This is a genomic window from Streptomyces aureus (assembly GCF_001418135.1).
GTDB lineage: Bacteria > Actinomycetota > Actinomycetes > Streptomycetales > Streptomycetaceae > Streptomyces > Streptomyces aureus_A.
The window spans coordinates 1-7,058 of sequence record NZ_LIPQ01000342.1; the positions used below are offsets into that span (position 1 = coordinate 1).

5 protein-coding genes are annotated in these 7,058 nt (G+C 72.1%); 3 read left to right on the plus strand and 2 right to left on the minus strand.

Annotated features, from left to right (window positions below):
- The first annotated feature begins 1 nt into the window (after window position 1).
- Together AOK00_RS26135 and AOK00_RS26140 are read left to right on the plus strand one after the other, a co-directional pair.
- A complete protein-coding gene (locus tag AOK00_RS26135; protein ID WP_055602708.1) occupies window positions 2-763 on the plus strand; it encodes an esterase/lipase family protein in 762 nt (253 codons plus the stop codon).
- Between the two features lie 220 nt (window positions 764-983).
- Window positions 984-2,678 (plus strand): peptidoglycan DD-metalloendopeptidase family protein, encoded by a 1,695-nt coding sequence (locus AOK00_RS26140; RefSeq protein WP_437441448.1) that lies wholly within the window; start codon window positions 984-986, stop codon window positions 2,676-2,678.
- 79 nt (window positions 2,679-2,757) lie between these two features.
- On the opposite strand, the gene pcrA is transcribed toward AOK00_RS26140, so the two are convergent.
- Window positions 2,758-5,208, minus strand: coding sequence for a DNA helicase PcrA (pcrA, locus tag AOK00_RS26145; protein ID WP_055602710.1), 2,451 nt, complete (start codon window positions 5,206-5,208; stop codon window positions 2,758-2,760).
- Between the two features lie 135 nt (window positions 5,209-5,343).
- Window positions 5,344-5,697: a hypothetical protein gene (locus AOK00_RS26150; protein WP_055602711.1), complete on the minus strand. Its 354-nt coding sequence runs from the start codon at window positions 5,695-5,697 to the stop codon at window positions 5,344-5,346.
- Between the two features lie 342 nt (window positions 5,698-6,039).
- Between AOK00_RS26150 and AOK00_RS26155 the strand changes: the two genes are divergently transcribed.
- A partial coding sequence (locus AOK00_RS26155; protein ID WP_055602712.1) for a C40 family peptidase occupies window positions 6,040-7,058 on the plus strand: 1,019 nt, incomplete at its 3' end.

Sequence of the window (7,058 nt, forward strand, 5' to 3'; positions counted from 1 at the left end):
CATGAAGGCCACCGCCCTTGAGCTCGCGATCCTCACCGGGCATCTCGTCCTCTACCCGTCCGGCATCGTGGCCGAGCGCCTCGCGCCCGCCCCTCCCCCGTCGGTCACCCCCGGCCGGCGCCCGGTCGTCCTGCTGCACGGGTTCGTCGACAACCGCTCTGTCTTCGTGGTCCTGCGCCGCTCCCTCACCCGGAACGGCCGTGACTGCGTCGAGTCCCTCAATTACTCACCGCTCACCTGCGACCTGCGGACCGCCGCCGAGCTGCTCGGCCGCCGGGTGGACGAGATCCGCGCCCGGACGGGACACGCCGAGGTCGACATCGTCGGGCACAGCCTGGGCGGGCTCATCGCCCGTTATTACGTACAGCGGCTCGGCGGTGACAGCCGGGTACGCACCCTGGTCACGCTGGGCACCCCGCACTCCGGCACGAGCGTGGCCCCGCTCGCCGACGCCCATCCGCTGGTGCGGCAGATGCGGCCCGGTTCGGAGGTGCTGCGGGAGCTCGCCGGGCCGTCGCCCGGCTGCCGGACCCGGTTCGTGAGTTTCTGGAGCGATCTGGACCAGATCATGGTGCCGGTGGAGACGGCGCGGCTCGACCACCCCGACCTTCTCGTGCACAACGTGCGGGTCAGCGGGGTCGGTCATCTCGCGCTGACGGTGCACCCCACGGTGGCCACCGGGGTCCGGGACGCCCTCGACGCGGAGGGTCCGGAGGCCCCGGGAGCGCGTGAGGAGGAGCCGGGCGCCACGTCCGTGGCGTGACACTCCGACACCGTTCTTCGAACGTTTCTCGAACACAAGGCCAAAGCTCTCTCCGTGAGCTGGCGAAACACGGCCGATTGCCCGTTTCCTGCGGCCTCGGACACCGCCGAAGATTGTCGGCTGCGCATACCGCCGGGTACAGTCGCGCCACTGCTTACCCCCGGGACACCCCTCGTCGGGCCCGCCCCGGACTGGTCCTGCTGCCGAGGCGAGAGAGACGTTGGTGAACGACCAGCACCCCCACGCCGGGTACGTCGGAGACGGCGCCCACCCCACCGGCAGTTTCGCCACCGACCCTCTCTTCGGCGCCTACGGCGACGGCGGGGCGGACCAGAGCGGACAGTGGAACCTCGGCGGATACGACGTCACCGGCACGTACGGGACGGCGGAGCAGTACGGAACGACGACCGGGCAGTACGACGCCACGCAGTACGCCACGACCGGTCAGTACGACATGACGGGGCAGTACGCCACCCCCACCGGGCAGTACGAGGCCACCGGCCAGTACGACACGACCGGTCAGTGGGACACCACCGGGCAGTGGAACACCACCGGCGCCTACGACACCACCGGCACGTACGGGACCTCCACCGGTCAGTACGACACGGCGACCGGGCAGTACGACACGACGGCCGCGCAGCACGGCACCGCCCCCGCGTACGACACCACCGGCCAGTGGGACGCCTCCGCCTGGACCGAGGCCCAGCACACCGGCCAGTACGAGACCCTCCACGCGGGCGCCTATGCCGCCCAGGGGGCGTACGGCCATGAGTCCTACGACGCGACCGGCCAGTGGGCCGCCCCCGCCTTCGCGACCGACACCGGCGCCTACGACGCGACCGCGTGGAACCAGGCGGCGGAGGCCGAGCCGGTCGTCCCCCAGCAGTACACGCCGGGTCCCGAGCACACCACGGAGTTCGCGTTCGAGTACGTCGCCGAGGCCGAGGCGGGCACCGTCGACGACCGCGCGGACCTCGACGACATCGAGCCCGCCCACGACCGCGCCGAACCCGACGACCACGCGGACGACGGCGACCGACCCGAGGCCCGAGAGACCCACGACGCCGACCCCGCCGACTTCGACGACCAGCCCGCCGTCGAGGTCCGTACGGACTCCCCCCTCGCCGGCCGCCCCGTGCGCCGCTCCTCCAACGGCGGCCGCGGCCGACGCCGCACGCCCGCCAAGCGCTCCGCGCTGCTGACCGTCGCCGTTCCCTCCGCCTGCGTCATGGGAGTCGCCGGCATCGCCGCCGCCTCCGTCGGCGGGCTCACCGGAGCCGGCGCCGACGGCGCGAAGAAGGAGGACACGACCGCGCTCGCCGCCGCCGACCCGGCGTCCGTGAAGCAGGTCGCCGCCAACAGCGCCCTCGACACGCAGCTCGCCGCGCTCAGCGCCGACGCCCGCGACTTCGGCGACCGTGCCAGCCGCACCCAGGAACGCATCGACCTCAAGGCGCGCCAGGCGGCCGACAAGAAGAAGCGCGAGGAGGAGGCCGCCCGCAAGGAGGCGCTGCGTCCCAAGTTCATGCTGCCGGTGGAACTCCACCGGCTCAGCGCGCGCTTCGGCCAGTCCGGCGTCAACTGGATGTCCGTGCACACCGGCATCGACTTCCCCGTGCAGACCGGCACGCCCGTGATGGCCGCGACGGACGGCACCGTCCGCACCCAGATCAACAGCGCCTACGGCAACATGGTGATCGTGACCGCGCCCGACGGCACCGAGACCTGGTACTGCCACCTCAGCAGCGCCAAGATCCGCTACGGCCAGGTGAAGGCCGGCGACGTCATCGCCTACTCCGGCGACACCGGCAACTCCACCGGCCCGCACCTGCACTTCGAGGTCCGGCCGGGCGGCGGCTACGCGATCGACCCGCTGGCCTGGCTGCGCAAGCACGGTCTCGACCCGACCAGCTGACCCACCCCGCACGCCTCACGTACGAGAGCGGGCCCCGGCTTCTCCGGCCGGGGCCCGCTCTCGTACGCCGTCTCCGCCGCTACAGCTTCTCGACCGGCGCGTACCGCAGCAGCAGCCGCTTCGGCTTCTCGTCGCCGAAGTCGATCGTCGCCTGGGCGTCCGACCCCCCGCCGGTCACCGTCATGACCGTGCCGAGGCCGAACTGGTCGTGCGTGACCCGGTCGCCGACCTGGAGGGAGATCACCGGCTTGTCCCCCGCCCGCCGGGTCGCGAAGCCCGAGGGGCCGGAGCGCGAGCGGGAGGAGGAGAGCGAGGAGGTGATCCCCGAGGTCGGCCCGGCGGGCTTCACCATCGGACCGGTCCGCTTCCACTCCAGGTACGCGGGCGGGATCTCCTCCAGGAAGCGCGAGGCGGGGTTGTAGGAGGGCTGGCCCCAGGCGCTGCGCATCGACGAGCGCGTCAGGTAGAGCCGCTCCCGTGCGCGCGTGATGCCCACGTACGCGAGGCGCCGCTCCTCCTCCAGTTCCTTCGCCTGGCCGAGGGCGCGCATGTGCGGGAAGACGCCGTCCTCCATGCCGGTCAGGAACACCACGGGGAATTCGAGGCCCTTGGCGGTGTGCAGCGTCATCAGCGTGATGACGCCCCGGCCCTCCTCGTCCTCGTCCGGGATCTGGTCGGAGTCGGCGACGAGCGCGACCTTCTCCAGGAACTCGGCGAGGGTGGCGGGCTCCTCGCCGCGCTCCTGCTCGAACTCCAGCGCAACGGCCGCGAGTTCCTGGAGGTTCTCGATCCGGGTCTCGTCCTGCGGGTCGGTCGAGGCCTGCAGCTCGGCGAGGTAGCCCGTGCGCTCCAGGACCGCCTCCAGGACGACGGCGGGGCCGGCGCCGGACTCGACGACGGTCCGCAGCTCGTCCATCAGCGCGTTGAACCGCTTGACGGCGTTCGCCGAGCGGGCCGCCATGCCGTACGCCTCGTCGACCCGCTTGAGGGCCTGCGGGAAGGTGATCCTCTCGCGCAGCGAGAGGGCGTCGATCATCGCCTCGGCGCGCTCGCCGATGCCCCGCTTGGGGACGTTGAGGATGCGGCGCAGCGGGACGTTGTCCTCGGGGTTGGCGAGGACGCGCAGGTAGGCGAGGACGTCCCTGACCTCCTTGCGCTCGTAGAAGCGCACGCCGCCGACGACCTTGTAGGGCAGTCCGACGCGGATGAAGATCTCTTCGAAGACACGGGACTGGGCGTTGGTCCGGTAGAAGACGGCGACGTCCCCGGCCTTGGCCTCGCCCGCGTCGGTGAGCCGGTCGATCTCGTCGGCGACGAACTGGGCCTCGTCGTGCTCGGTGTCGGCGACGTAACCCGTGATCTGCGAGCCCGCCCCGGCGTTCGTCCAGAGGTTCTTGGGGCGGCGGGACTCGTTGCGCTCGATGACGGCGTTCGCGGCGGAGAGGATCGTCTGCGTGGAGCGGTAGTTCTGCTCCAGGAGGATCGTCGTCGCGTCCGGGTAGTCCTCCTCGAACTGGAGGATGTTGCGGATGGTGGCGCCGCGGAAGGCGTAGATCGACTGGTCGGCGTCACCGACGACGCACAGCTCGGCGGGGCCGAGGTCCTCGTAGCCCGTGCCGACGAGCTCCCGCACGAGGGTGTACTGGGCGTGGTTGGTGTCCTGGTACTCGTCGACGAGGACGTGCCGGAAGCGGCGGCGGTAGTGCTCGGCGACGTCCGGGAACGCCTGGAGCAGGTGGACCGTCGTCATGATGATGTCGTCGAAGTCCAGGGCGTTGGCCTCGCGCAGCCGCGCCTGGTACATCCGATAGGCCTCGGCGAGGGTCTTCTCGAAGCCGTCGACGGCCTGGTCGGCGAAGGCCTCCTCGTCGATCAGCTCGTTCTTGAGGTTCGAGATCTTGGCGCTGAAGGACTTCGGCGGGAACTTCTTCGGGTCGAGGTCCAGGTCGCGGCAGACCAGGGACATCAGGCGCTTGGAGTCGGCGGCGTCGTAGATCGAGAAGGAGGACGTGAAGCCGAGCTTCTTCGACTCGCGGCGCAGGATGCGGACGCAGGCGCTGTGGAAGGTCATCACCCACATCGCGTTGGCGCGCGGTCCGACGAGCTGCTCGACGCGCTCCTTCATCTCGCCGGCGGCCTTGTTCGTGAAGGTGATCGCCAGTATCTGGCCGGGGTGCACGTGCCGCGTGCCCAGCAGGTGGGCGATGCGGTGGGTGAGCACCCGGGTCTTGCCGGAGCCGGCTCCGGCGACGATGAGCAGCGGGGTGTCGGTGTGGACGACGGCGGCGCGCTGCTGCTCGTTCAGCCCGTCCAGGAGCGCGGCGGTGTCCACGACGGGGCGGGGGGCGCCGTCGCGGTAGTGGGTGTCCCGGGCGGGCGGTGGCACGTCGAAGTGCTCCCCGAAGAGGTCGTGCGGGACGTCCTCCCCGGCCGGGGAGCCGTGCTCGTGGTCCTCGGGGTGGGGCGGGGGCTCCTCCGAGGAGTGGTTCTGGAGGCCGGCCAGGAAGCTGTCGTCAAAGAGGCTGCTCATCGCCTCACGAGTCTAGGACGCCCCACCGACATCCGGGCCCGCCTTCGGGACCCGCCTTCCTCACCGGCCTGCGGTACGTGTCACACCCGTGCGGTCGGCCGCTCCCCGGAGGGATCCCGGGTCACGTCCCGGGGGTCACGTCCAGAGGGTCGCGATGAAGATGTTCGCCATGGTCAGACCGCCGACGGCGGCGAAGAGACCCTTGTCCACCCGCTCCTCGTCGCGCTTGACGTAGACGAGGGCGAGGATCACGACGAGGATCCCGAGCTTGATGCCGATCTTGAGGTTGTTGACGCTCTGGTCGTCCGCCTGGTTCAGGCCGACCAGCGCGACGCCGGTGACGAGCATGGTCAGCGCGCCGTGCAGCATGGCGGGGCTGAAGCGGGCCGTACCGGCCCCCATCGCCTTCATCTGGGTGAGGAATCCGCCCAGCAGGGAGGCGATACCGATGATGTGCAGGGCGACGAAGACATTGATGAGTACGTCCATGGGCCGGAGCCTAACCGGGGCCCTAGCACCGCCTTCCGGCCGGGTCCACCCACTCCGTCGCTTCGGTCGGACGGCCGCCGGAATGCCCCTCGGCCCGGCGCCCCGGGCGAAAGACATCGGTCGCCGACCGCCAAGTGTCGCCAATAGCGGTCATCCCGCCGCCCGGGCGTGACCCCAGGTTTAGCGTCCTTCACCAGGTGGCCGGCTCCCCACCACCGTCGGCGATCCGGCGGTTGTCGGTCACCCCCGCCGAGAAAACCCGGCGGCGGTCCGTCTCCCCTGTGCGGCCCGCCGTCGGCCCGGCGGGCCCGTCCCCCCAGGCAGAGGATGTGACCCGCCCTCGTGGCAGCACACCGAAAACCCAAGCAGTCGCCCCTCGGTGGTCAGGCGGGCCGCACCGCCGCCACACTCGCCCTCGCCTCCGCCGCGACCGCGACGCTCTTCGAGGGGTCGGGGCACGCCGAACCCCGTCCCACCACCGCCCAGGTCAAGGAGAAGGTCGACCGGCTGTACGAGGAGGCCGAGGTCGCCACCGAGCGGTACAACGGGGCGAAGGAGAAGGCGGACGAGGCCCGGGCCGCGTTCGAGCGGCTGCGCGACGAGGCCGCCCGCAGGACCCAGCGGCTCAACACCGCGCGGGACGGAATCGGGGCCATGGCCGCGGCCCAGTACCGGTCCGGGGGCCTCGACCCCGCCGTCCAGCTCGCCCTCACCTCGAACCCGGACCAGTACCTGGAGCGGGCCGCGCTCGCCGAGCGGGCCGGGGACCGGCAGGCGGCCGCCGTCAGCGCCGTCCGCCGCGAGCTCGCCGCCGTCCGGCAGCTGCGCGCCGAGTCGACCGGACACCTGGACGCGCTGCGCGAGCACGAGACGGAGCTGCGGCGGCAGAAGGCGGCCGTCCTCGGCAAGCTCCGGGCGGCACGCACCCTGCTCGCCCGGCTGACCGCGGAGGAGCGCGCCCGGTACGAGGCCGCCGAGGCGGGCCGCGACGGCTCCGGCACCTCGGCCGGGACCGGCGGCACCGGAGGTACGGACACGTCGACCACCGCCCCCGCCGTGCGCGCCGACCGCTCCTCGGGCGGCGACCGCGGGCCGGTGACCGCCCCGGACGGCCGGGCCGCCGCAGCCGTCTCCTTCGCCCGCGCCCAGCTCGGCAAGCCGTACGTGTGGGGGGCGACGGGCCCCTCGGCCTACGACTGCTCGGGCCTCACCCAGGCGGCCTGGCGCGCGGCCGGCGTCTCGCTGCCGCGCACCACGTACACCCAGATCAACGCGGGCCGGCGCGTCTCGCGCTCCCAGCTCGCGCCGGCCCGCGTTGATCTGGGTGTACGTGGTGCGCGGCAGCGAGACGCCGGCCGCGC

Excerpts from the sequence above, each read along its gene's own strand:
- AOK00_RS26135 (WP_055602708.1), top strand. The coding sequence starts at position 2 with ATGAAGGCCACCGCCCTTGAGCTCGCGATCCTCACCGGGCATCTCGTC.
- pcrA (WP_055602710.1), bottom strand. The coding sequence starts at position 5,208 with ATGAGCAGCCTCTTTGACGACAGCTTCCTGGCCGGCCTCCAGAACCAC.
- AOK00_RS26150 (WP_055602711.1), bottom strand. The coding sequence starts at position 5,697 with ATGGACGTACTCATCAATGTCTTCGTCGCCCTGCACATCATCGGTATC.